This window comes from Streptomyces sp. NPDC007157 (assembly GCF_040634235.1).
Classification (GTDB): Bacteria; Actinomycetota; Actinomycetes; order Streptomycetales; family Streptomycetaceae; genus Streptomyces.
The window spans coordinates 207,113-229,242 of record NZ_JBEYFE010000011.1; the positions used below are offsets into that span (position 1 = coordinate 207,113).

21 protein-coding genes are annotated in these 22,130 nt (G+C 71.4%); 9 read left to right on the forward strand and 12 right to left on the reverse strand.

Translation table 11 applies throughout. The features are described 5' to 3' along the window. The first annotated feature begins 13 nt into the window (after positions 1-13). Complete coding sequence (locus ABZ642_RS21860) at positions 14-1,084, forward strand: adenosine deaminase (RefSeq protein WP_360486416.1); 1,071 nt, start codon at positions 14-16, stop codon at positions 1,082-1,084. Here ABZ642_RS21860 and ABZ642_RS21865 read toward each other — a convergent pair. The 3 genes from ABZ642_RS21865 to ABZ642_RS21875 all read right to left on the reverse strand — a co-directional run bounded on the left by ABZ642_RS21865 (position 1,066) and on the right by ABZ642_RS21875 (position 4,088). After that, complete coding sequence (locus ABZ642_RS21865) at positions 1,066-1,581, reverse strand: DinB family protein (RefSeq protein WP_360486419.1); 516 nt, start codon at positions 1,579-1,581, stop codon at positions 1,066-1,068. The two genes, ABZ642_RS21860 and ABZ642_RS21865, sit on opposite strands and share 19 nt — an antisense overlap. 27 nt (positions 1,582-1,608) lie before the next feature. Then, positions 1,609-3,111, reverse strand: coding sequence for a carotenoid oxygenase family protein (locus tag ABZ642_RS21870; RefSeq protein WP_360486422.1), 1,503 nt, complete (start codon positions 3,109-3,111; stop codon positions 1,609-1,611). Positions 3,112-3,173: 62 nt separating this feature from the next. Beyond that, entirely contained in the window at positions 3,174-4,088 is a 915-nt protein-coding gene (locus ABZ642_RS21875) for a LysR substrate-binding domain-containing protein (RefSeq protein ID WP_360486425.1), read from the reverse strand. Between the two features lie 110 nt (positions 4,089-4,198). Here ABZ642_RS21875 and mgrA point away from each other — a divergent pair, with 110 nt between their 5' ends. Next, positions 4,199-5,191: an L-glyceraldehyde 3-phosphate reductase gene (mgrA, locus tag ABZ642_RS21880; protein WP_360486428.1), complete on the forward strand. Its 993-nt coding sequence runs from the start codon at positions 4,199-4,201 to the stop codon at positions 5,189-5,191. A 141-nt stretch (positions 5,192-5,332) separates the two neighbouring features. Here mgrA and ABZ642_RS21885 read toward each other — a convergent pair whose 3' ends face one another. Beyond that, positions 5,333-5,716 (reverse strand): nuclear transport factor 2 family protein, encoded by a 384-nt coding sequence (locus ABZ642_RS21885; RefSeq protein ID WP_360486431.1) that lies wholly within the window; start codon positions 5,714-5,716, stop codon positions 5,333-5,335. A 310-nt stretch (positions 5,717-6,026) separates the two neighbouring features. Between ABZ642_RS21885 and ABZ642_RS21890 the strand changes: the two genes are divergently transcribed. The 3 genes from ABZ642_RS21890 to ABZ642_RS21900 all read left to right on the forward strand — a co-directional run bounded on the left by ABZ642_RS21890 (position 6,027) and on the right by ABZ642_RS21900 (position 9,524). Continuing rightward, positions 6,027-6,437 carry a hypothetical protein gene (locus ABZ642_RS21890; protein WP_360486434.1) on the forward strand — a complete coding sequence of 137 codons (411 nt, stop codon included), beginning with the start codon at positions 6,027-6,029 and terminating at the stop codon, positions 6,435-6,437. 124 nt (positions 6,438-6,561) lie between these two features. Next, positions 6,562-8,901, forward strand: a complete 2,340-nt coding sequence (locus ABZ642_RS21895) for an FHA domain-containing protein (protein WP_360486437.1) — start codon at positions 6,562-6,564, stop codon at positions 8,899-8,901. Positions 8,902-8,909: 8 nt separating this feature from the next. Further along, a complete protein-coding gene (locus ABZ642_RS21900; protein ID WP_360486440.1) occupies positions 8,910-9,524 on the forward strand; it encodes a hypothetical protein in 615 nt (204 codons plus the stop codon). Positions 9,525-9,527: 3 nt separating this feature from the next. Here ABZ642_RS21900 and ABZ642_RS21905 read toward each other — a convergent pair whose 3' ends face one another. Further along, positions 9,528-10,826, reverse strand: a complete 1,299-nt coding sequence (locus ABZ642_RS21905) for a streptophobe family protein (protein ID WP_360486443.1) — start codon at positions 10,824-10,826, stop codon at positions 9,528-9,530. Between the two features lie 169 nt (positions 10,827-10,995). On the opposite strand from ABZ642_RS21905, the gene ABZ642_RS21910 reads away from it, so the two are divergent. Beyond that, positions 10,996-12,507 carry a DUF6777 domain-containing protein gene (locus ABZ642_RS21910; RefSeq protein WP_360486446.1) on the forward strand — a complete coding sequence of 504 codons (1,512 nt, stop codon included), beginning with the start codon at positions 10,996-10,998 and terminating at the stop codon, positions 12,505-12,507. A 119-nt stretch (positions 12,508-12,626) separates the two neighbouring features. After that, positions 12,627-13,079, forward strand: a complete 453-nt coding sequence (locus tag ABZ642_RS21915; protein ID WP_360486448.1) for an ATP-binding protein — start codon at positions 12,627-12,629, stop codon at positions 13,077-13,079. Between the two features lie 125 nt (positions 13,080-13,204). Here ABZ642_RS21915 and ABZ642_RS21920 read toward each other — a convergent pair whose 3' ends face one another. Together ABZ642_RS21920 and ABZ642_RS21925 are read right to left on the reverse strand one after the other, a co-directional pair. Then, positions 13,205-14,092, reverse strand: a complete 888-nt coding sequence (locus ABZ642_RS21920; protein ID WP_360486450.1) for an RNA polymerase sigma factor SigF — start codon at positions 14,090-14,092, stop codon at positions 13,205-13,207. Positions 14,093-14,318: 226 nt separating this feature from the next. Beyond that, positions 14,319-15,131, reverse strand: a complete 813-nt coding sequence (locus ABZ642_RS21925) for a class I SAM-dependent methyltransferase (protein WP_360486452.1) — start codon at positions 15,129-15,131, stop codon at positions 14,319-14,321. Between the two features lie 56 nt (positions 15,132-15,187). Here ABZ642_RS21925 and ABZ642_RS21930 point away from each other — a divergent pair, with 56 nt between their 5' ends. Further along, the gene (locus ABZ642_RS21930; RefSeq protein WP_360486455.1) at positions 15,188-15,547 is read left to right on the forward strand and encodes a helix-turn-helix transcriptional regulator; all 360 of its coding nucleotides are present in this window, start codon (positions 15,188-15,190) and stop codon (positions 15,545-15,547) included. A gap of 7 nt (positions 15,548-15,554) precedes the next feature. Here ABZ642_RS21930 and ABZ642_RS21935 read toward each other — a convergent pair whose 3' ends face one another. After that, on the reverse strand, positions 15,555-16,757 hold the full coding sequence (locus ABZ642_RS21935) for an epoxide hydrolase family protein (RefSeq protein ID WP_360486458.1): 1,203 nt from the start codon (positions 16,755-16,757) through the stop codon (positions 15,555-15,557). A 99-nt stretch (positions 16,758-16,856) separates the two neighbouring features. On the opposite strand from ABZ642_RS21935, the gene ABZ642_RS21940 reads away from it, so the two are divergent. Then, positions 16,857-17,339: a VOC family protein gene (locus ABZ642_RS21940; protein ID WP_360486461.1), complete on the forward strand. Its 483-nt coding sequence runs from the start codon at positions 16,857-16,859 to the stop codon at positions 17,337-17,339. Between the two features lie 60 nt (positions 17,340-17,399). Here ABZ642_RS21940 and ABZ642_RS21945 read toward each other — a convergent pair whose 3' ends face one another. The 4 genes from ABZ642_RS21945 to ABZ642_RS21960 all read right to left on the reverse strand — a co-directional run bounded on the left by ABZ642_RS21945 (position 17,400) and on the right by ABZ642_RS21960 (position 22,084). After that, positions 17,400-18,284, reverse strand: coding sequence for a geranyl diphosphate 2-C-methyltransferase (locus ABZ642_RS21945; RefSeq protein ID WP_360486464.1), 885 nt, complete (start codon positions 18,282-18,284; stop codon positions 17,400-17,402). 48 nt (positions 18,285-18,332) lie between these two features. After that, a complete protein-coding gene (locus ABZ642_RS21950; RefSeq protein ID WP_360486467.1) occupies positions 18,333-19,385 on the reverse strand; it encodes a family 2 encapsulin nanocompartment cargo protein terpene cyclase in 1,053 nt (350 codons plus the stop codon). Between the two features lie 20 nt (positions 19,386-19,405). After that, positions 19,406-20,848, reverse strand: a complete 1,443-nt coding sequence (locus tag ABZ642_RS21955) for a family 2B encapsulin nanocompartment shell protein (RefSeq protein ID WP_360486470.1) — start codon at positions 20,846-20,848, stop codon at positions 19,406-19,408. Positions 20,849-21,076: 228 nt separating this feature from the next. Next, positions 21,077-22,084: a zinc-binding alcohol dehydrogenase family protein gene (locus ABZ642_RS21960; RefSeq protein WP_360486649.1), complete on the reverse strand. Its 1,008-nt coding sequence runs from the start codon at positions 22,082-22,084 to the stop codon at positions 21,077-21,079. Between the last annotated feature and the right edge of the window lie 46 nt (positions 22,085-22,130).

Here is a 22,130-nt window from a genome sequence, read left to right on the forward strand (position 1 = left end):
GGAAAACCCCGCCATGACTGCTACGCGCGTAGATGCCGATGTGATCCGCCGCCTCCCCAAGGCCGTCCTGCACGACCACCTCGACGGCGGCCTGCGCCCCGCCACCCTCGTCGAGCTCGCGGCCGAGGTCGGTCACACCCTGCCCACCACCGACCCGGACGAGCTGGCCGCCTGGTACGTCGAGGCCGCCAACTCCGGTGACCTGGTGCGGTACATAGCCACCTTCGAGCACACCCTCGCCGTCCTGCAGACCAAGGAGGGGCTGCGGCGCGTCGCCGAGGAGTACGTTCTCGACCTCGCCGCCGATGGGGTGGTGTACGGCGAGGTGCGCTACGCCCCGGAGCTGAACGTCAAGGGCGGGCTCACGCTGGGCGAGGTCGTGGAGAGCGTGCAGGAGGGGCTCGCCGCCGGTATGGCGAAGGCCGCTGCCGCCGGCACGCCGCTCCGGGTCGGCACCCTGCTGTGCGGGATGCGGATGTTCGACCGGGTCGGCGAGGCCGCCGAACTGGCCGTCGCCTACCGGGACGCGGGCGTCGTCGGCTTCGACATCGCCGGCGCCGAGGACGGCTTCCCGCCCGCCGACCACCTCGCCGCCTTCGAGCACCTGCGCCGCGAGAACGTGCCCTTCACCATCCACGCCGGTGAGGCGCACGGCCTGCCCAGCATCCACCAGGCGATCCAGGTGTGCGGCGCCCAGCGCATCGGGCACGGTGTGCGGATCACCGAGGACATCGCCGGCGACAAGCTCGGCCGGCTCGCGAGCTGGGTGCGCGACCGCCGGATCGCCCTGGAGATGTGCCCCACCTCCAACCTCCAGACCGGCTGTGCCACCTCCATCGCCGAACATCCGATCACCGCGCTGAAGGAGCTGGGCTTCCGGGTCACCCTCAACACCGACAACCGTCTGGTGTCCGGTACGACGATGACCCGGGAGATGTCCCTGCTGGTCGAGGAGGCCGGCTGGACGGCCGAGGACCTGCGCACGGTCACGGTGAACGCCCTGAAGAGCGCGTTCATCCCGTTCGACGAGCGCACGGCCCTCATCGAGGACGTCGTCCTGCCGGGTTACGCGTCCGTGCTCTGAAGCAGCCCCCGCAGGTAGGCGGCCTGTCCGACGTGCTGGAGATCGTCGGACAGGACGCTCACCAGCCGGACGCCCAACGTGACCGGTGGGTCGAAGCGGGTGTCCACGATCCGTTCGAGATCCTTGGCGGGGAGCTCGCGCAGCACCCCCAGGGTCTGCTCGTGCACCGCGTCGTAGTAGCCGGCCAGCAGGTCGCCGGAGTCCACCGTGACCTTCGCGACCTTGGCGGGGGTGTGGCCGTACCCGTGGTCACGGGGCGGCAGGTCGAGGCCGAAACGCTTCTCCCAGCCCTGGGCCAGCCACACCTGGTCGAGGTCGAAGGCGTCGGCGACATGGTCGTCCTGGATCCGGGTGAGGTGCCAGACCAGCCAGGTGATGGAGTTGGCGCCGGGGGCCGGAGGCCTGTTGAGCAGGTCGGGGTCGAGGCCGTCGAGGGCGGCGTGGACTTCTTCCTGGATGCGGCCGAAGCCGTCGATGAGGATGTCCCTTGCATGCATGCGACCACGATCGCGCATCGCGGCTCGTCATGCGTCCGGAATCCAGCTTCCGTGGAACCCCAGCGGCACCCGGCCCGGCAGGTGGACCCGGGCCAGCGGCTCGCCGGTGAAGTCCTGCGCGGCGAGGATCAGCAGGTCGGCGGCGCCGCGGTCGGGGTTGTGGACGTAGGCGAGGGTGAAACCGTCGTCCTCCTGGGCCGCGTGTTCGCCCGGCACGAACACCGCCTCGCCCGCCGCCGCGCCCCTCGGCAGCCGGTGCACCTGGGCCGTGCCCCGCGCGAGGTCGTGCTTGAGGAGGGCGTTGGAGAAGGCGTGGTCGGGCGGGTTGCCGTCCCCGGCCAGATACGCCAGTGACATCTCGGCGGCCGCCGCCGAGTAGCCGTAGCGATGCCGGCGGGAGACCAGCTCCTCGTTGACGCGCGGGAACTCCTGCGGCCGGTCGTCCAGGGTCCGCCTGCGGACCCGGCCGTGGCGCAGATCGACCGTCCAGCGTTCGAGCTTCGCGGTGCCCACCGCGTGCGGTCCGTCCGTGAACTTGCCGGCCACGTCGAACGGCGCCGGATACGTCGTCAGGTCGATCACCACGGACTCGCCCTCGTCGTACGCGTTGAGGGTGTGCGAGTAGAACACCGGGTCGACGCCGAACCAGCGGACCGCACCGCCGGACCGGGGCATCACCCCCACCCGGGCCGGGTGTTCCCGGTTCCAGTCGTACGGCACCAGGGCGCCGGCCTCGGCGGCCGCCGGGTCGAAGGTGACCGGGATGTCGAAGACGACCACATGCTTCTCGGTGAGCGCGAAGTCGTGCATCATCGGCGCGTCCCGCACCGGGATCCGGGTGGTGCGCGCGACGCGGCCGGTGGGGTCCACGACCAGATGCCGGACGTGGTCCCAGGTCGGGTAGTAGGTGACCGCGTGCAACTCGCCCGCGACCGGGTCGTACTTGGTGTGCGCGGTGAACGCGCCCTCCAGCGTGCCCCGGAAGTCGAAGGCACCCACCGTGTTGAGCTCGCCGTCCAGCTCGTACGGCAGTGGGCCGCTCTCCTGGAGTGCGAGGATCCGTCCCCGGTAGGGGATCACATGCGTGTTGCAGGCGAAGTCGTCCGGCGGGACCGGGCCGGGGTAGGACTCCCCGAGTTCCGCGGCGACCTGGGAGGACCGCACCCAGCGGTTGCGGTACCACTCGGCGCGTCCGTCGCGCAGCCGTACGCCGTGCACCATGCCGTCGCCGAGCATCCAGTGATGGGCGCGCGGGTCCTCCAGGCCGAGGACGTTCGGGCCGTTGCGCAGAAAGCGGCCGTTGAGCTCGCGCGGGATGCGGCCGGTGACCGGCAGGTCGAAGGCCGTGAGTTCCTCGGTGACCGGGGCGAACGCGCCCTGGAGGAACGGGTACTGATGATCCGTCGATCCCGTCGATCCCGTCGCTGGGCGTGCCGCCGCCGTCGCGGTCCCGGTCGGGCCGGCCAGCGCGGTGGCCGCCGCGAGACCCGCCGCGCCGCGCAGCACCGTACGCCGTGTGTGTTCCGCCATGTCCCCCTGCTCCCCGTCGTCGTTGTGGACGCTCATGAGTCTGCGCCGACGGGAGGCCGAGGTCAGGAGGGGTGGACCCCCTCCAGGGGTGTTGTCAGGCCCCCTGTTTCGAGGAGGGTGATCAGCGCCCGGGCCGCCGGGCTGGTGGCCGTCTCGGGCGGCAGCAGGGCGACGGTCTCGTAGGCGGCCTCGTCCGTGTCCTTGAGCGCGAGCGCGGTGAGCGAGGGCCGCTTGTGCCGGAAGTGCCGGGGTACGACGGCGATGCCGAGGTTCTCGTCGACCAGGTCGAGGAGGCTGTGCACGTCGTTGACCTCCAGCGCGACCGTGCGCCGTACGCCCGCCGCGGCGAAGGCCGAGTCGGTCGTACGGCGCGGGCCCCAGTCCGGATGGAAGTCCACGAACACCTCCCCGTCGAGGTCCGCCGGGACCACCGCCGCGCCGGCCGTGGCCAGCCGGTGGCTGGGATGGCACAGCACGGTCATCGGCTCGCCGGTCAGGGCCACCGAGCGCAGCTGGTCGGTGTCGTCCTGGGTGCGGTAGGCGAAGGCCAGGTCCAGCCGGCCCGCCGCCACCTCCTCGGCGAGCGCGCCCGATCCGGCCTGCCGCAGCCGGATCTCCACGTCCGGGTGCCGGCGCCGGAAGGCGGCGAGCAGCCCCGCGACATGCACCCCGGCGATGCACTGCTCGGTGCCCAGCGCCAGCGTTCCGCGCAGCACGCCCTGCACCGCGGCCACCGCCTCGTGCGCCGACCGCACCTGTGCGAGGATGCGCTCCGCCTCACCGAGCAGCGCCCGGCCCGCCTCGGTGAGCGTCACCCGGCGGGTGGTCCGCACGAACAGGGGCGCCCGCAGTTCCCGCTCCAGGGCCCGGATCGAGGCGGACAGGCCCGACTGGGACACCAGTAGCCGTTCCGCGGCCCGGGTGAAGTGCTGGTCCTCGGCGACGGCGACGAAGTGCTGGAGGTGGCGCAGTTCCATGATTGAGAAGCCTAACCGCACAATTCCATCGGATTCTCCTGTTGGACCACTGTCGAGGCTCGGGGAAGAGTGGAACCGGTAGATCCTGTGCCCACCCCTCTGGAGTCGCGTTGTACACCGCACACCCCGACCGCTACGCCGACATGCCCTACCGCCGCAGCGGCCGCAGCGGCCTGAAGCTTCCCGCGCTGTCGCTCGGCCTGTGGCACAACTTCGGGCCCGACCGGCCCGTGACGACCCAGCGCGCCATCCTGCGCCGCGCCTTCGACCTCGGGGTCACGCACTTCGACCTGGCCAACAACTACGGCCCGCCGCCCGGCGCCGCCGAGTCGGCGTTCGGCGAGGCGCTGAAGGCGGACCTGGCGGGGTACCGCGACGAGCTGGTGATCTCCACCAAGGCCGGCTACCTGATGTGGCCCGGCCCGTACGGCGAGTGGGGTTCGCGCAAGTACCTGCTGTCGTCGCTGGACCAGTCCCTGACCCGGATGGGCCTGGACTACGTCGACATCTTCTACTCGCACCGCCCGGACCCGGAGACTCCCCTGGAGGAGACGATGGGTGCCCTGCACTCCGCGGTCCAGCAGGGCAAGGCGCTCTACGTCGGCGTCTCCAACTACTCGGCGGAGCAGACCCGCGAGGCCGCCCGGATCCTCGGCGAGCTGGGCACCCCGCTCCTGATCCACCAGCCGCGCTACTCGATGCTCGACCGCCGCCCGGAGACCGAGGGCGTCCTGGACGCCCTCGACGAGCTCCAGGTCGGCTCCATCGTCTTCTCGCCGCTGGAGCAGGGCCTGCTCACCGGCCGCTACCTGGACGGCATCCCGGAGGGTTCCCGGGCCGCGAGCGACAGCCCGTTCCTGAACTCGGACGCGGTCACCGAGGACCTGGTCGCCCGGCTGCGCGCCCTCGACGAGGTCGCCAAGGGCCGCGGCCAGACCCTGGCCCAGCTCGCCCTGTCCTGGGTGCTGCGCGGCGGCCGGGTGACCTCCGCGCTGATCGGCGCGAGCAGCCCGCAGCAGGTCGAGGACTGCGTCGGCGCCATCGGCAACCTCGACTTCGACGCCGAGGAACTGGCCCGGATCGACGCGATCGTCAAGCAGTGAGCGACGTCGTCGTCGACCGGTGAGCCGCGTCGTCGTCGGCCAGTGACCGACGCCGTCGGCGATCAGTGACCGGCGTCGTCGCCCACCGGTGACACGCTCGGTGAGGCGGACGCGCACCGCGTCCGCCTCACCCCTGCCGGCTCAGGCCCCGGTCGGCACCCGGTCCAGGAAACCCAGCACCTGCCGGATCCGGCCGTCCTCGCTGAGCGTGACCACGTCAAAACCGGCCACCGGTGCGGTGCCGTCGGTCTCGTTCACCAGCTCCCAGCCGAAGCGCGCGGTGTCGTGGTGGCCGTCGACGGGCCCGAGCGGACGGAACACGAAACCCGGGAACTGCTCGTGCGCCGCCGCGATCACAGCCGTGATCTGGGCGTGTCCGGAGACCTCGGCGAGCGGGTCCGTGTAGGTGCCCTCCGGGGCCCAGGCCTCGGCGACCGCCTTGCTCAGCGCCTCGGGCTCGGTGGCGTTCCAGGCCTCGAAGTAGCGGGCGGCGGCGGTCTGGTAACGGTCGGTGTTCACGGACATGGCGAATCAGCCTCCATCGAGGGTGTCACTGCTGGTCAGGGGGTGGATCGCGGCCTGCGGCGATCCGTTGACACCACCATGCCCGGATCCGCGTGACGGGTCGATTACCCCTCGGGTAATGAAGGCAGGGCCGTACAGCTGGCGCATTCCGGCCAATTCGCAGAGCGAATATGCCAAGAGACTGGCCGGAAAGGTGTGGTGACAGTGTTTCGAAAGTGAACATACTCGAATGTCAGGAGCACTTCACCGCACAGGAGCCGCACGGAAATCCGCCCGCGACGGCACACCGGCGAGCTACGGGGGAGTGATCGTGCACGACGAATTCCTGTGCCATGTCACGGCATACGGTATCTGCGGCGGGCAGCGCATCGGCGTTCCGCTCGGCACCTACCGTGCGCCGACCCTGGCACTGGCGCTGTGGTGGTTACGGGACCGGGCCTCGTGGATCGCGGAACGGCTGGATCCCTTACCCGAGAACCCCAGGTATCCGCAGGGGGCACTCGTCCCGGTGGGGGCGACCGTCTCGGACGTACCCGGTCTGCTCCGCGCCTGGTGTTCCGACGCGGTCCGGCAGGAACTCGTCGCCGACGAACTGGCCGGCGGACGGCTGGTGCGGATCGCCGTACAGGACGACACCACCGAGTACGAACTGCTCGCCGAGTCCGTGGACGCCCTCCGTATGCAGCGCACCATTCCCGCCCTCATCGTCCCCGTGGCCTGACACGTGACAGCCGCCGGGCCGGGCGGCCGCAGCCAGGCAGTCGTAGTCGACAGTCGTAGCCGGTGGGCGTAGTCGGGCAGCCATGGTCGGGCGTATAAGCCGACAAATCTGTAGAATTTTGGCCATGGCGGAGCGGCCGGTCAGCTCGACGGCGCCCGAACTCGTCCTGGAGACCGACACGGGATCCACGGTGATGAGCCCGGGCCGCGACTACCACGTCGGGCGTGACCCGTACAGCGACATCGTCATCGACGACTCCCGGGTCTCCTGGCACCACGCGGTGCTGCGGCCCGATGACGGCCACTGGACCCTCGAGGACGAGCAGAGCACGAACGGCACCTACGCCGACGGCCGCCGCATCCGGGAATGGGAAGTGGGCCCCGGTACGGTCATCCGCTTCGGCAGCCCCGCCGACGGACCGAGCGCCGTCCTCGTCGGCCGCCCGCCGCCCGCCCCGGACCGCCCCTCCGCCGTCTCGATGCCCAGCCGCACCGGCACCTTCCGGCAGCCTTCCTCGGTACGACGGCTGCCCGCGCACACCGTGCGCATAGGCCGGGCCCCCGACAACGACGTCGTCGTCGACGACCTGATCGTCTCCCGCCACCATGCCGAACTGCGCGCCCACCCCGACGGCGGCTACGAGATCGTCGACCTCGACAGCCACAACGGCACCTACCTCAACGGCCGCACCGTCGTCCGCGCCCCGGTCGGCCCCCGGGACGTCGTCGGCATCGGCCACTCGGCGTTCTGCCTGGTCGACGGCCAGCTGCAGGAGTACGTCGACACCGGCGAGGTCTCCCTCGACGTCCAGGAACTCACCGTCGCCGTCGACCGCGGCCGCAAGATCCTGCTCGACCACGTCTCCTTCCCGGTCGGCGAGAAGTGCCTGCTCGCCGTGGTCGGGCCGAGCGGCGCCGGCAAGTCCACCCTGCTCGGTGCCCTCACCGGCCAGCGCCCCGCCGAGCACGGCACCGTCCTCTACGACGGCCGCGACCTCTACCGCGACTACGCCGAGCTGCGCCAGCGCATCGGCCTGGTCCCGCAGGACGACATCCTGCACGTCCAGCTGACCGTGCGCAGCGCCCTCACCTACGCCGCCGAACTGCGCTTCCCCGAGGACACCGCGAAGGCCGAGCGGCGGGACCGGGTCGAGGAGGTCATCCGGGAACTCGGCCTCGAACAGCGCGCCGAGCAGCCCGTGCACAGCCTCTCCGGTGGGCAGCGCAAGCGGGTGAGCGTGGCCCTGGAGCTGCTGACGAAGCCCTCCCTCCTCTTCCTCGACGAGCCGACCTCCGGACTCGACCCGGGCATGGACCGCTCGGTGATGAACACGCTGCGCGGCCTCGCCGACGACGGTCGTACCGTCATCGTCGTCACCCACAGCGTGCTCAGCCTCGATGTCTGCGACCGCCTCCTGGTCCTTGCCCCGGGCGGCCGGACCGCCTACTTCGGCCCGCCCGGCGACTCCCTCGGCTTCTTCGGCTTCGACGAGTGGCCCGAGGCCTTCGAGGCGTTCGAACGGGACACCGACCGGGACTGGGCGGGAGAGTTCCGCGCCTCGTCGTACCACCGGAAGTACATCGTGAACTCCAGCGCGCAGCCCGTCGTGCCGCGCGCCGGCCCGGTCGCCGCGCCCCCGCCACCGCGGCCGCGCGGCTGGGGAGCCCAGTTCTCGACCCTGGTACGCCGCTACACCGCCGTCCTCCTCGCCGACCGCACCTTCCTCGCCATCATGGTCGGGCTACCGTTCGTCATGGGCGCGATGGCCCGCGCCGTCGCCGGCAACAAGCTCACCTTCGACACCGCGACCAACGCGCTGCTCACCCTGTGCGTGGGCGGGGTGCTGACCGGCGCGGCCAACGCGGTGCGCGAACTGGTCAAGGAACGCGTCATCTACCAGCGCGAGAGAGCCGTCGGCCTGCCCAGATCGGCGTACGTGCTGTCGAAGGTCGTGGTCCTCGGCACCATCACCGTGCTCCAGGCGATCGTCCTCACCCAGGTGGGCCTGGCCGGTGTCGACATCAACGCGCCCGGTGGCGAAGGGGTGTTGATGCCACCCCTGCTGGAGATCACCGTCGCCGTGGCCGTGCTCTCCTTCACCGCGATGATGCTCGGCCTGCTGATCTCCGCCCTGGTCCGCAAGGAGGAGGTGACGATGCCGCTGCTGGTGCTGCTCACCGTCGTCCAGGTCGTCTTCTGCGGAACCCTGCTGAAGCTGGACGGCGTACCCGGTCTCGAACAGCTCTCCTGGCTGGTCCCGTCCCGGTGGGCGCTCGGTGCCATGGCCGGCACCGTCGAACTGCACCGGATCGTGCCGGGCAAGCTCACCGCCGACCCGTTCTTCCGGCACTCGGCCGGCGTCTGGTTGCGCAACATGGTCATGCTGGTGGTGCTGTCCGTCGCCTTCGGCTGTGTGCTGTCCCGGCTGCTGCGCCGGCACGAACCCGCCGTGATGCGAAAGTAGGCGAGGCGATGACCACGAGCCCGGGGTTCCGGCCCACCCACGTCGTCCCGGCCGACGGCATGCCCGCCTGGGAGGCCCCGGACCCGGCCCGGCCGACCGTGCCCCTGGACCCGCTGCTGCCGGTGCAGCTCGTGGAGCGGCGCGGCGACTGGGCCCACATCAGCTGCGCCAACGGCTGGGCCGCCTGGGTCGACGGCCGCTACCTCGTCACCGTGCCCCGGGACCCGCCCCTGACCGGCGGCCCGTCCGCCGACGCCACCGACCCCCGCCCGCTGCTGACCCAGGCCGCGCAGGTCCTCGCCGACTACCGGGACGCCGTCGAGGACCTGGCCGGCGGCGGCCTCGACGGCGAGTCCTTCCGGGGCCGTACGCACGGACTGCGCATCGGGGTGGTGGTCGACGGGGAGTCCATGTGGCTGTACGACCCGGCCGAGGGACGCTGGCTGTACGGCGACGGACGGCGGATGTCGACGTACCTCACCGATCGCGACGTCGCCGACGGGGACGTGACCGACCGGGACCTCACCGATCGGCATCTCACCGAGCGGCCTGAGCCGGGCGGCGACGGCGTCGGTCGCCACGCGACCCGGGTGGTGACCCCCGACGGTGAGCGTAGGCGGTAGGCATCAGGTTCTGCGGGCCGCGACCTCACCGGGCCGGCGTACCGGGCCGGCCGGCAGCGCGCCCACGAACCCGGCGATCAGACCCCAGAGCGCGCTCAGGCCCACCGCCGACCACAGCCGCGGCTCCAGCAGCAGTTCGCCCGACAGATTGCCGCCCAGGTCGCCGATGCCGAGCAGCGAGAGGCCGTAGTGGGCGGAGACCCGGCCGGTCAGGCACAGCGTCAGCATCGTCAGCGCGAGCGCGATCGCCAGATGCAGGGCGTGCTGCCAGGCGCGGACCCGGGCCGGTGAGCGCACCGCCGTCAGGAACCCGGCGGCGAGCAGCAGCACCGCGGCCACCCCCGCCAGCCACCACCAACGGCCGTCGTGGGCGGTGATCGTACGGAGGTTCAGGGTCGAGACGTCCGGGGTGCGCAGCACCTCCGCGAGGACATGCGGCACCGGCAGCCCGAACGGGCCGTCCACCCGGCCCCGCCAGGTGGCCCCGAGACCGAGCGTCAGCGCCAGCCACGCCAGGTTGGGCAGCCCGAGCAGAATCACCGCGAGGGTCTCCTTGGCGTGCCCGCGCGTGACCATCGCGACCAGCGCGGCCACCAGGGCCAGCGCGACGTACGCCAGCACGAGCACGACCATCGCGAACGCCGCGGGGCGCACGGACGTTTGGAAGCGCAGCAGTCGCCCCGGCAGCGGCGCCCCACGCGACACCAGCAGCGCCAGCAGCAGGATCCCGGCCAGCCACAGCAGCCCGAACACGACGGTGAGCGGCACGTCCGTCGTGAAGCCCACCTTCGGTGCGGCGCCCAGCAGGTCGGTGAGGTCACTGAGCGTGCCGCTGCCCACGTTCACGGCGAAGGTGTGCCGGGCGCCGAGCGCGAGCCCGATCAGCGCGAGCAGCCACAGCACCGCGATCCGGGCCGCCCAGCCGGCCAGCTCCCGGGCGCCGGCCACCGCCCGGTGCCGCAGCGGCCGCAGAAAGCCTCCGGCGACGACCAGCGCCCCGACCAGCGTGACCGAGAGCGGTACGACGGTCAGCCCGGCGTTCGTGCGGGCCAGGTCGCCCGCGTCTCCGGAGAGCTCGACGGTGCCGCCGACGGCCGTCACCACGGTCGCGAGCACCACCGGGAGAAACGCGCCGTTCGGCAGGTCCGCCGCACCCGCCGCCCACAGCCCCACGGCGGCGACCACCGCCATGGCGACCAGCGCGGCCAGTACCACGGCCAGGGCAGGCGGCCAGCCGTGCCGGGCGACGGGCCGGCCGGCGGGCGCGGCCACCGGCCGCGCGGAGGCGATTCGGGGGCTCACGCTGTCACGCTAAGCAACACCTTGACGCTCCGCCTGCCGGGTGAGCCGTCCGCGTCGGCTTGCGGACGGTACGGGTCCGGCGCACATTGGGCTCGTTGTGCATCAATTGAGGCAATTTTCATAGAAGCCGTTTATCGCGAATGTCGTCCATCACGACGGGGAGATGAGCGTGAGCATCGGACCGCCGTCATCCGGCCGCCCCACAGGACCGCCCTCCGGCCCGCTGTCCGGGCCCGCCGGGCCACCCCCCGGCCCGCCCTCCCAGCCGCCGGGCGGCGGAGGTGGCGGCAGCCAGGGCGGACAGCCGAACCAGCCGTGGTGGCGCTCCACGCGCCGGATCGGGATGCTCACCACCGCAGTCGTGGTCGCCGCGGTCCTGGCCGTGGTCTTCACCCGTCCGGGTGGCGGCTCCGGGAAGGGCGGCGAGGTCTTCCTCCAGGCGGCGGACAGCTCCGGGCAGGACCCGTTCACCGAGTCCAGTGCCACGAAGAGTTCCGTCGCGCCGGCGTCCTCCATACCTGCCGCGTCGTCGGCCGCCTCGGCCGTGTCGGAGGGTTCGGCGGTGCCTGCGAACGAGGTGCGCGGGGTGGACGGCGGGGCGCCCGGCCTCTACAGCGGCACGAAGAACAGCGGCAGTTGCGACATCGAGAAGCAGATCAGTTACTTCCAGGCCTCGCCCTCGCGCAACAGGGCGTTCGCCGCCCAGGTCGGCGTCCGGCCCTCCGGCGTCCCCGCCTACCTGCGGTCCCTCACCCCCGTACAGCTGCGCGCGGACACCCGGGTCACCGCCCACGGCTACCGCGACGGCGGCTCGACCACGTACCAGTCCGTCCTCCAGACGGGCACCGCCGTCCTGGTCGACGGGCACGGAGTGCCCCAAGTGCGCTGCGCCTGCGGCAACCCGCTGACCCCGCCGGTCGCGCAGAAGAACTCCCCGCGGACCACGGGCAGCGCCTGGTCCGGGTACCGGCCCTCGAACGTGGTCGTCGTCGCGCCCGCCGCGCAGATCGTGAACGTCTTCGTCCTCTTCGACCACAAGCGCGACGACTGGTTCGGCCGCCACCGAGGCGACCACACCGGGCACGAGGACCGCCCGGCGAAGCCGCCGGCCGATCCGAATCCGATGAACCCGCCGGTCCACCACGGCTGCCCGCCCACGTCCGGCGGGACCGGCCGCCCCGGTGCCACGCCGTGCCCGTCGGCCTCCACCGGCCCGTCGGGATGGGCCAGCCCCGGCACCAGCCCCGGCACCGGCTCGAAGTCCCCGTCGTCGAACTCGCCGTCCTCCAAGTCGCCCTCGTCCGAGTCGCCGTCCTCGAAGCCGCCGTCCTCGGAGTCTCCGAAGACGGAGTCCCCGAAGTCCGAATCCCCGAAGTCCGAATCGCCGAAGACCGAGCCGCCGAAGTCCGAGTCTCCGAAGACGGAGTCCCCCAAGTCCGAGGCGCCCAAGTCTGAGTCTCCGAAGACCGAGTCCCCGAAGCCCCAGGCGCCGGTGCCGGGGTCGCCGGCGCCGGAATCTCCCAAGTCAGAGGTCCCGCCCTCGGCGCAGCCGCCCTCCGTGGCGTCGCCCGGCTCCGAGTCCGCGGTGTCCTCGGCCGCCCCGGTGTCCCCGCAGGCCCCGCCCAGCTCGGCCGCCCCCGCGCCCCCGGAGTCCGGAGGCCTCGGTTCCCCGCCGGTGTGACCAGCGTGACGCCTTTTGTGCGTGGTCGGCGGACACGCCGGGGACTGCGGGACGACACTCGGGGTACGAGCATGGTGGCAACAGCGACCGGGCCGGACGGGCCTCCTGGAGAGACACGCATGATCGAACACCTGGGCGGGGCAGTGATACCGACTGGCTTCGACGTACCCGTGGAGCCGCTGCGGCGGGCGGCGCACTACACCGGTGAACCGGGATGCATCGCCGAGGCGCGGGACTTCGCGGGCCGCTTCCTGGAACAGCTCAGAACCGAGTGGTGTGCCACGATCGATCCCCGGGCCGACGGTGAGCTGCTCCTGGTGGTGAGTGAGCTGATCACCAACGCGGACCGGCACAGCAACGGCCCGTACATCCTCGAACTGGAGGGTACGGACAGCGCGGTCCTGGTCTCCGTATACGACAGCAGTGCCGCGCTGCCCCGGCGTTTCCCCAAGGATCCCGAACGGGTCGGCCGGCACGGTCTGGAGATCGTCCACGCCGTGGCCGCGGAGGTCACCGCCGAGCGGGTACCGGTCGGCAAGCGGGTCCGCGCGCTGGTGCCCCTCGCGCACTGAAGACGGATGTCGGACTCGCGCTGAAGACTGTCGGACCTCGGATCACCCGCACAATCACCCGGACGCGGGATCGCCACGGGCGCTGCCCCACGCGCCGGTGCGGGGCAGCGCCCGTGAGTCCGCCGTCAGGCGCAGCCGAGTTCGCCCAGCATCCCCTGGCGCAGGCGCGCGATGATCCGCTTGATGAGGCGGGAGACATGCATCTGGGAGCAGCCGAGCCGCTCGCCGATCTCCGCCTGCGTGGCCTCCTCCACGAACCGCAGATGGATGATCTCCCGGTCCCGTTCGCTCAGCTCGGCCATGAGCGGGGCCAGCGACTGGAAGTCCTCGACGAGCCGCAGCCCGTCCTCCTCGACGCCGATGAAGTCGGCGAGCACCGATTCGCCGTCCTCGGGACCGTCGCCGGTGAGCGCGGCGTCCAGGGAGGAGGAGTTGTAGCCGTTGGAGGCCAGCTGCCCCTCGACCACCTCGGGCTCGGACAGGTTCATGAGCGTGGCGAGCTCGGCGACCGTCGGTTCCCGGTCGAGGCGACTGGAGAGTTCCTCCCGCGCCTTGGCCAGTTCGACCCGCAGCTCCTGGAGACGGCGCGGGACGTGCACGGCCCAGGTGGTGTCCCGGAAGAACCGCTTGATCTCGCCCACGATGTACGGCAGCGCGAAGGAGGTGAACTCGACCTCGCGCGACAGCTCGAACCGGTCGATGGCCTTGATCAGGCCGATCATCCCGGTCTGGACGATGTCCTCCATGTCGTCGCCGCGGTTGCGGAACCGTCCCGCGGCGAACCGCACCAGGGACATGTTCATCTCAATGAGAGTGTTGCGGGCGTACTGGAATTCGGGGGTGCCCTCCTCCAGCTCGGCGATCCGCCGGAAGAACTGGCGGGACAGCTCCCGCGCGTCCCGCGGGGCGACGGTCTTCGGGTCCTCTATTCCGGGCAGCGCCCCTTGCGTCGAGCGCTCCCCGACAGACGGCGCGGTGCTCACTGCTTCCGACCGGATCCCGGCGGTGTTCATTACCTCTCCCCACGAAAGTCACGGTACGGCGTGTGCCTCTTCGGCCTTTGTCGTTCCGGCCTTGTCCAGTTGATCGCCCTGGCCCTGGTACCCGCTGTCGGACATCCCATGCGTGCTTGACGGACGGGTACCCGGGGTGACGTACCGCATGCGTACCGTCCACCGGGCTGGCGGAAAACAGCCGGTGACGTTCGGTGGTATTCGGTGACGTTCGGTGGAGAGATGCTCACACCTCGACGCGGACGGCCGTGATCAGCTCGTGCCAGTACCGTTTGGTGACCACACCGTCGTACCGCGAGTCGATGAGCTTCCGGACGCAGTCCAGCAACCCGTTCCGCGCGGTGTCGGGCAGGGCGCGGTGGTTGGAGTAGGTGAGGAGTACGTCCAGATAGGTGTCGGTGGTGTACGTGATCTCCTGGGCGTGGCCGTGCACGGTGACGTCCGTGAAGCAAGGGGAGCCGCTGAGCTCGGCCGTGTCGGGGGTGATCCGCGACTCGGGGGTCAGCCGCAGCCCCGGCGGTGTGGCCGGGTCCCACCGCTCGTAGCACTTCTGGACGTCGGCGAAGAAGCCCTCCGTGCCGCCCGCCACATGGTGGGTGGTGACGACGGCGAGCAGTCCGCCGGTGCGCAGCGCCCGGGCCGCCCTGGGCACCCGGACCTCCGGGTCGATCCAGTGGAACGCGGTCGCGCACACCACCGCGTCGAACGGCTCCGGCGGCAACTCCCACCGCTCGAAGTCCGCGGTCACGACCTCCACCGCGGGGAACGCGGCCAGTTCCCGGCGGGCCACCGCGGCCAGGGACGGGCCCAGCTCCACGGCCGTGATCGCGCAGCCGGACCCGGCGAGGTCCACGGTGAGCTGGCCGGGGCCCGGAGCGATCTCCAGCACGCGCACCCCCGGGCCGGCGCCCGTGACCCGGCTCAGCTCCTCGACGAGGGAGGTGGGATAGCGGGGCCGTGCGCGCCGGTACCGCTCCGCGTCCTGGTCGAAGGTGTCCCGTAGCTCCGGCCCTGTTCCCATGAACTCCAGCGCATCCATGCCGGGCAGCTTGCCGATTCCCTTCCGGGGCGGGCCACTGCTTTTAGGCTGTCGGAGTGAGCAGCCAACCGCCGAACCACGCCCCTGTCGTCCCGCTCCGCCCGCGGCAGCCGGACCCGGAGCCCAGGGAACCCCTCTGGCGCGACCTGGTCGGCGACGTCCTGCGGCGGGAGCGGCTGGATCAGGAGCGCACCCTCAAGGACGTCGCCGAGACGGCCCGGATCTCCATGCCGTATCTCTCGGAGATCGAGCGAGGCCGCAAGGAGGCCTCCTCCGAGGTCCTCGCGGCCGCCGCCCACGCCCTCGGCCTCGACCTCGGCGGGCTGCTGTCCCTGGTCCAGTCCGAGTTCGTCCGCAGGACCGCTGTCGGCCGACCCGTGCCCGGGCCCTACAACGGGCTGTGCCTGGTCGCCTGACCGCCGCTCAGCGCCCGCCCTGCTCTCGCAGCTGCCGGAAGAACGCCCGGACGTCGCCCACCAGCAGATCCGGTTCCTCCATCGCCGCGAAGTGCCCGCCCCGGTCGAACTCCGTCCAGCGCACGATGTTCTCCGTGCGGTCCGCCTTGTGCCGCAGCGGACGCTGGGGTTCGGCCGGGAACAGGGCGACGGCGGTCGGTGCCGTCGACGGCCGGGAGGGCGCGGTGGCGCGCGGGCCGGTGGCGTGCGCCCGCTCGAAGTAGATGCGGGCGGACGAGGCGGCCGTACCGGTCAGCCAGTACAGCATCACGTCGGTCAGCAGCCGGTCCCGGTCCACCGCCTCCTCCGGCAGCTCCTCGGAGTCCGTCCACTCCCGGAACTTCTCCACGATCCAGGCGAGTTGCCCGACCGGGGAGTCCGTGAGCGCGTAGCCGGGGGTGTGCGGGCGGGTGCTCTGCAGGACGGCGTACCCCGTGCTCTCCCGGGACCAGGCGGCCCAGCGGCGCCAGGAGTCGAGGGTGTTCGCCTGCTCCTCGGCATCGAGGGCGGCCAGTTCCTCGGCGGTGGGCTCGGTGGCCTGCTGGGCACCCGGCAGCAGATTGAGGTGCACGCCGATCACCCGATCGGGATGGGCGCGGCCCAGCTCCCGCGAGATCGCCGCTCCCCAGTCACCGCCCTGCGCACCGAACCGCTCGTGACCGAGCCGTGCCATCAGCTCCGCCCAGGCGTCCGCGACCCGCCCCGCCTCCCAGCCGGACTCCGTGGTCGGACCGGAGAGACCGAACCCGGGGACACTCGGCACCACCACATGGAAGGCGTCGGCTGGATCCCCACCGTGCGCCGCCGGATCCGTGAGTGGGCCGACCACGTCCAGGAACTCCACGATCGAGCCCGGCCAGCCGTGGGTGACGATCAGCGGGGTGGCGTCCGGCTCGGGGGAGCGGACATGGGCGAAGTGGATGTGCGCGCCGTCGATCGTCGTCGTGAACTGCGGCCACGCGTTCAGCTGCGCCTCGGCGGCCCGCCAGTCGTACTCGTGCCGCCAGTACCGGGCCAGCTCCCGGAGATACGGCGTCGGTACGCCGTACTCCCAGCCGGCGCCCGGCAGCTCGGCCGGCCAGCGGGTGCGGTCCAGGCGGGCGTGCAGGTCGTCGAGGTCGCTCTGGGGGATCGAGATGCGGAACGGTTCAACAGCCGACGAAGAGGTCATGGTCGGGATGCTAGGTGGAACGGCGAGCGAGCAGCGATGAGTTTCCCGCCGTGTGGGGGTCGGTACAGATGACCCTGTTCCACGCCCCAGGAGGTGTCCATGACCACCGACGGATTCACCACGTGTCTCTGGTTCGACGGCCAGGCCGAGGAGGCCGCCCACTACTACGTGTCGATCTTCAAGAACTCCAGCGTCGGGCGGATCGGCCACTACACCGAGGCCGGACCGGGCCCCGCCGGCTCGGTGCTCGCCGTCGAGTTCACGGCCAACGGGCAGAGGTTCGTCGCCGTCAACGGCGGCCCGGAGTTCAAGTTCAACGAGGCGGTCTCCTTCCAGATCCACTGCGACGGCCAGGAGGAGGTCGACCACTACTGGGCCAAGCTCACCGAGAACGGCGGCGAACCCGGCCCGTGCGGCTGGCTCAAGGACAGGTACGGCGTGTCCTGGCAGGTCATCCCGGAGGGACTGATCGAGATGATCGGCGACGCCGACCGGGAGAGGGCGACCCGCACCACGCGGGCCATGTACACGATGGGCAAGCTCGACATCGCCGCGCTGAAGAAGGCGTACGCGGGCGAGTGACCCGCACGGCGACGCGGGGCGGTGTCTCCGGACACCGCCCCGCGCCTGCGCCTCGCCGGGTCAGATCCGGTCGGCCACGATCAGCAGGTACTGGAAGCTGCCGTTCTTGTAGGCGGTGAGGAAGGCGTCCTCGACTCCCGTCACCAGGTGGTCGGCCTGCTTGCGCAGTTCCCAGTACGGAATGGCCGCCTCGGTGAGGTCCTCCACATGGACCGGTACGAGGCGGTTCTTGGCCATCGCCCGGAAGTACTCCGACCTCGGGTGGATGTCACAGATGTAGTGCGCGTTGATCAGGGACACCTCGCGCGAGGCCTGCCCGTAGGCGTTGTTGTAGCAGCCGGTGATCGTGACGTAGCGTCCGCCCCGGCGCAGCAGCCGGGCGTGCTCGGCGAAGAGCAGTTCCAGCTCGACGTACATCGTGGACTCGTTGTTCCAGGAGGCCGCGTACGCGCCGGTCTCGAAGCCGGTGTCCAGCATGTTCCGGTGGTGGTAGCGGACCTTGTCGCCGACCTCCCGCTTGCGGGCCATGTCGTTGGCGAAGCCGGCCTGCTTGGCGGAGATGGTGACCCCGTCGGCGTGGCAGCCGTAGCGCAGGTTCGCCACGATGCTGCCACCGCCCCGGCCGCAGCCGGCGTCGAAGACCCGGTCGTCCGGGGCGAGCGGGCCGAGATGCCCGGCGAGCAGCTCGGCCTGGGCGTGCTCCAGGCGGTGCAGCTCGCTGGTGACACGCTCCTTGCGCAGCTCGGGGTCGGTCTCGTCGAGCACCGACCAGTCGGCCTCGCCGATGCCGTAGTGGTGGTGGTAAAGGTCGTCGATCTTTCCGAGTTCGAGGTTGACCGGGTTCTCCTCGGCGTTCCAGTACTCCGCGACGCTGTTCTGGTACCTGGACTGGGTCGGCACCGGGGCTGACGTGGTGGTCTTCCGAGCGACAGGGGCGGTGGTCAACAGTTGCTCCTCGAAGTGTTTCTGACGGTGTTTCGGATGCGCTCGCCACTACCAGTAATCGGGCAGGTGGTAGCGGTTGGTGTTGGTCGAGTGCCACTCGTGGTTGCCCGAGACCCAGGCGGCCAGGCCCTCCACGTAGCGGGCGACCAGCGGCGAGGTGGCGCCCAGGGCGGCCGACTCCTCCTCGAAGGCCGCCATGATCCGGTTGTGGATGTCGACGGACTTCAGGTAGGCCGCCTTCAGTCCGCGCCGGTCGTTGGCCGCCACCACCTGGGGCAGGTTGAGGTGGTCCGGATCGCTCGCCAGCTCCTTGGTGAAGGAGTACAGATCGTTGACGATCGTGGTCGCGTTGCAGGCCAGGGCCGTGATCCGCTGGATCTCCGGGCGGGCGTACAGCGGCTCGGGCAGTTCGTAGCCGTCCACCGCGTCGACGATCGACAGGCACGGCCGGAAGTTGTTGAACTGCCTCATCACCAGGTACTCCCAGACCCGCGGCATGTACCGGGTCTCCATCCACGCGGCCTCGCCCAGGTACCCGAGGTGCAGCCGGGCGATGTCGTGCACGAACCGGTCGGTCTGGCTCGGGGTGGCGAACCCGGCGAAGTCCGCGAGGGCGAAGTGGTAGGAGCGCAGCGGACCGTCGGCCCGGATGCCGGCGCGCCACTCCTCCTCCAGCTCCGGGATGCCGTGGTAGGGGTCGAGCGCCGACTGGGCGATGATCAGCGGGCCGCCGAGCCCGCGCCGCGATCCGCCGCGTCCCTCGTCCTCCTCGCAGTAACAGGAGTCCACGATGTTCTCGGCCAGCAGCAGCTTGCCGGCGACGGTGAGCCGGTCCAGGTCGAGACCGCCCGGATGCTGGAGTACGACGGCCCGGCCGAACTGGAAGCCCGAGAAGTCCCCTTTCCAGGCCTCGGGGAACAGGTCGAGCTCCCGGGCCCAGGCCTCCAGGCGGCGGTCGAGCTCGGCGGCCTTGGCGGGGTCGGCGGGCACGGCCGGCCGGTAGTGCAGTCCAGGGACCGCCCCGGTGCGCCTGGCCGGGCGCAGACTCCGCGCGATGTTCGGCGGCCCGGGCAGGACGTAGGAGGTGGTGGGTGTGGTCATGATGACTGTGCTCCAGGCCGTCAGTCGGCGGTGCGGCCGAGCTGGACGTTCTCCAGGATCCCGGCCGCGTCGGGGACCAGGATGGCCAGCGAGTAGTAGGCGGTGACCAGGTAGTTGACGATGGCCTGCTCGTTGACGCCCATGAAGCGGACGTTCAGGCCGGGCTGGAACTCCTCCGGGATTCCGGTCTGGTAGAGGCCGATGACCCCCTGGTCGGCCTCGCCGGTGCGCAGCGCGATGATGCTGCTGGTGTGGTCGTCGCTGATCGGGATCTTGCTGCACGGATAGATCGGGACCCCGCGCCAGGCCGGGATCTCGTGCCCGTCGATGTTCGCGCTGGGGGGCACCAGTCCGCGCCGGTTGCACTGCCGGAAGAACGCCGCGATCGCCTTGGGGTGCGCCAGGATCACCTTGGTCTTGCGGCGCATGGAGATCAGCTCGTCCATGTCGTCCGGGGTCGGCGGGCCGGTGAAGGAGCTGATCCGCTGCCCGTAGTCGATGTTGTGCAGCAGCCCGAACTCACGGTTGTTGACCAGCTCCCACTCCTGGCGCTCACGGATCTCCTCGACCGTGAGGCGCAGCTGCTGCTGGGTCTGGTCCATCGGGTTGTTGTAGAGGTCGGCGACCCGGGAGTGCACCCGCAGCACGGTCTGGGTGAGCGACAACTCGTACTCGCGCGGCGCGAGTTCGTAGTCCACGAAGCCGCCCGGCAGGGTCGGCTCGCCCCGGTGGCCGGCCTGTACCGGCACCTCGGCCTCGCCCTTGCGGTTCATCGGCAACCGCTGCCGGTCGACGTACGCCTGGAGATGCGCACCGAGCGACGGCACCCGGTCCATGACCTCCTCGACGACCGTCCAGGGCAGCGCCAGCACCACGCCGGCCGTCTCCGCCCGGACCGAGGTGAGCCACAGCGGGTCGGTCTGGCCGACCGCCTCGTCGCCCATCTGGTCGCCGTCGCTGACGACCCCGACGACCTCCTCCTCGCCGTACTTGCCGGCCGCGAACCGGATGAACCGGCCGTGCACGACCAGGTAGGTCTCGGTGACCGGCTGCCCGGCCTCGAACAGCACCTGCCCGGCGCGCACTTCGCGGGCCTGGAACCGCTCGGCGATCTGGGTCAGCGCGTCCAGGTCGTCGTAACCCCGCAGGACGGGCAGTTCGGTGAGGGTTCCGGGGATCACCCGGATGTCGTCCCCGCCGTTCTGCTCGAAGCTCACCCGGCCGCGTCCGGTGCGCAGTTGGAGGCGCCGGTTGACCCGGTAGGCGCCGCCCTTGACGTCCACCCACGGCAGTGTCTTCAGCAGCCACCGGGAGGTGATGGCCTGCATCTGCGGTTCGGACTTGGTGGTCGTGGCGAGCTGACGTGCCGCCCGGGTGCTCAGGCTGGTGAGCTCCCCGTCGGTGGTCGGATCCGGCTCGGGCTCGTCGACGGCGGAACCGATGACGCTGTCCGGTGTGGACACATTCCCTCCAGCAGAGAGGCGAACAGAGGTGACCCGGAGGGTCGGTGGTGTGCGAGGTGGCGCTGCGCAAGGACCAGCCAAACAGCCGTGGTGATCTACGGGTACGGCGCGAAAGGGGCGGTTGCGCGCCTTAGTTGCGCAAACCTGGTGTTCGGGGTGGAAAAGGTGGTGTTCGTTGATCGTGCGCCGGTGATCCGCTCCGATGCCCGGGTCCGGCCCGGGTTGGGCTCAGGAAAGGTCGTTGACCAGCACCGCGGCCCCGTCGAAGCGCCCTGCCTTCAGGTCCCGCAGGGCCTGGGGGGCCTCGGACAGCGGGTAGGTGTGGGTGGTCGCGTGGACATGGTGGCGCTCGGCCAGGGCCAGGAACTCACGCCCGTCGTCACGGGTGTTGGAGGTGACGCTGCGCAGCTCCCGCTCGTAGAACAGCTCCCGCTCGTAGTTCAGTGCCGGTACGTCGCTGAGGTGGATGCCCGCCACCGCCAGCACCCCGCCCCGGTCCAGGGCGCGCAGCGCGACCGGCACCAGATCGCCGACCGGGGCGAACAGGACGGCGCTGTCCAGCGGCTCGGGCGGCGGCTCGGAGGCGTCCCGGGCGGAGGCCGCGCCCAGCTCCAGGGCCAGCCGCCGGGCCTCGGCGCCCCGGGTCAGCACATGCACGGTCGCGCCCTCCGCGAGCGCCACCTGCGCGCACAGATGGGCGCTGCCGCCGAAGCCGTACAGGCCGAGCCGGCCGCCCGGCGGCAGCGAGGCCCGGCGCAGCGCGCGGTAGCCGATGATCCCGGCGCACAGCAGTGGTGCGAGCGCCACGTCGTCGAGGGCGCCGGGCAGCCGGTAGGCGAAGTCCGCCGGCACGGTCGTGTACTCCGCGTAGCCGCCGTCCGCGTCCCAGCCGGTGTACTCCGAGTGCGGGCACAGGTTCTCGGCGCCCCGCCGGCAGTAGGCGCACACCCCGTCCGTGCGCCGCAGCCAGGCCACCCCCACCCGGTCACCGACCGTGAAGTCCGCCACCTCGGCGCCCAGGCCCGCGACCACGCCGACCACCTCGTGCCCAGGCGTCACCCCGGGCCGGTGCACCGGCAGATCGCCCTCCGAGACATGCAGGTCGGTCCGGCACACCCCACAGGCGCGCACCCGGACCAGCAGCTCGTCGGCTCCGGGCTCCGGCACCGGACGCTCGACGAGCCGGAGCGGATCCGCCTCGACCGGTCCGGGCCGCGCCACCGTCCACGCCCGCATCACGTCCGTCATGCCGCGCCCCGTCCGCCGAAGGCCGCTCGGTCAT